Source organism: Micromonospora foliorum (genome assembly GCF_022229015.1).
In the GTDB taxonomy this organism is placed as follows: Bacteria; Actinomycetota; Actinomycetes; order Mycobacteriales; family Micromonosporaceae; genus Micromonospora; species Micromonospora foliorum.
The window spans coordinates 1-1,809 of sequence record NZ_JAKKFF010000209.1 but is presented as its reverse complement, the minus strand read 5'-3'; the positions used below and the strand labels follow the sequence as shown (position 1 = coordinate 1,809).

Below are 1,809 nucleotides of genomic sequence, written 5' to 3'. Positions count from 1 at the left end.
CGTGAAGCTCACTGGGGAGGTGGATGCAGGCGTGAGTGTGGACTGTTATGGTTTGTGTTTCGAGCAGAGGACGGCAGCGGCGGGAAGGCCGCGAGACTGGCGTTCCGACGTGTGCGCTTCCGACCTCGCCGCAGGTGGCGGATTCCAGGTGCGGGTCTACGTCAACGGTACGTAGATGACCTCTGCCGGTGGCGGCCCGGCTGGCGCTCTGCGCGCCGCTGGCCGAGTCGTGGCCACCGGTCGACCCGGCCGGGCTGGTGCGGCTACCGACGCCGACGGTGACCCGGGACGCCGAGGGCTTCACCGCCGAGGTGCTGACCGTGGACCACTTCGGCAACGTCCAACTGGCCGCACCGGCCGAGCTGCTCGATCCGCTGCCGGCCACACTCCGGGTGGCTGCGCCCGGACCGGCGCCGGCCCGTGCGGCGGTGCACGGGCGGACCTTCGGCGACGCCCCGGCCGGTGGCCTGGTGGCGTACGTCGACTCGGCCGGTCTGGTCGCGGTCGCGGTCAACGGCGGACGGGCCGCCGACCTCCTTCCGGCGTCTCCGGGGGACCTCCTGCGGGTATCGGGCTGATGTTCGACTGTGGAATGCTTCTCCGGTGGGTGAGCATGTGGTTCCTGTGGGCTGTCCCTGCTGTGCATCCCGGACCGGCGGGGGGACCTGCCCCGTCTGTTTCTGGACCGACGACGGCCAGACCGACGCCGACGCCGACGCGGTGCGGGGTGGCCCCAACGGCGACCTGAGCCTCACGCACGCCCGCCTCAACTACGCCGTCTACGGTGCCAGCCACCCGCGCTACCAGGACATGGTGCGCGCGGCTCGCCCCGACGAGCGCCCCTGACGCTGAGGCGACGCCCGAGGGGGCGAGCGTGGCTCAGCAGACCGGCACGCTGCCGCCGTACACGCTGGAGATGTACGCGTGGCTGACGTACTGGCCGCTGGCCAGGCGGTTCCAGCGGGTGGTGGTGCGGTAGGGGCCGGCGACCGACTGACCGGTGACATAGCACTGGATCGGTACGTGGGCCAGCCGGGCGGCGAGGCCACGGGTCGCGTACGACGTGCTGGCCCCGGTGCGGATGTTGAGCGGCCCGTCACCGACCACGCCGCGCGGCCCGCCTCCGGTCCACAGATAGGCGACGTCCACCCAGGCGTTGGTGGTCAGCCTCAGCCCGTCCCAGAACGTGCCGTCGGCCAGGTCGATGCCGGCCGGGTTGAGCACGGTCCGCCCGAACTGGTCCCGTCCGCCGTTGTAGCCGGACTGGTACGCGGCCTGCGCCTGGGGCCGGCCCTGCGGCAGGTTCTTCCAGTTCTCCCGGACCGACGAGGGGTTCCAGTAGTCGTCGCGGGTGTTCCACGGCCCGACGTCCCACACCGGCGCGTACTCGCAGCGGGAGCCGCTGGTGGTGCAGACCCGCACGGTGTAGTCGCCGGTGTTCAGCGGGGAGAGACCCCGCCGCGACGGCAGCGCCGCGAAGTGGTCGCGGGGTTGCACGGTGCGGCCGTTGGCGGTCAGCTCACCGACCAGCCCGATGCGGGTGGCGTACACCCGGTAGGTGCGGCCCGGTGTGGCGGCGGACACGGCGGCGTTCGCGTCGGCGGTGAGCCGCACGCCCCGTACCGTCGCCGTGGCGCCGCGCTCGGGGGCGGTGAGCACCACCCGGGTCTGCACCCGGGTGACCGGCCGGTCGAAGACCACGCCGGCGGTGGCGGCCCGCCACTCCGTCCAGCCGGCGGCCCGCCAGCCGCGGACCTGCGCCTCCACGGTCGCCCCGGTCGGGACGGCGGCGCTGATCTCGGCGCTGAC

At 73.4% G+C, this 1,809-nt stretch carries 2 protein-coding genes and 1 pseudogene; 2 read left to right on the top strand and 1 reads right to left on the bottom strand.

Features of this window, described 5'->3' with window-relative positions; genetic code table 11:
* Nucleotides 1-185 precede the first annotated feature (185 nt).
* A pseudogene (locus PSH25_RS16280) lies at nt 186-578 on the top strand (SAM hydroxide adenosyltransferase); the annotation flags it as partial.
* Complete coding sequence (locus PSH25_RS16275) at nt 463-846, top strand: CPCC family cysteine-rich protein (protein ID WP_308193679.1); 384 nt, start codon at nt 463-465, stop codon at nt 844-846. The pseudogene PSH25_RS16280 and the gene PSH25_RS16275, both read left to right, overlap by 116 nt.
* 33 nt (nt 847-879) lie before the next feature.
* Here the strand turns inward: PSH25_RS16275 and PSH25_RS16270 are convergent.
* Nucleotides 880-1,809, bottom strand: a 930-nt coding sequence (locus PSH25_RS16270; protein WP_238659893.1) for a DUF8814 domain-containing protein, incomplete at its 5' end; no start/stop codon positions are given.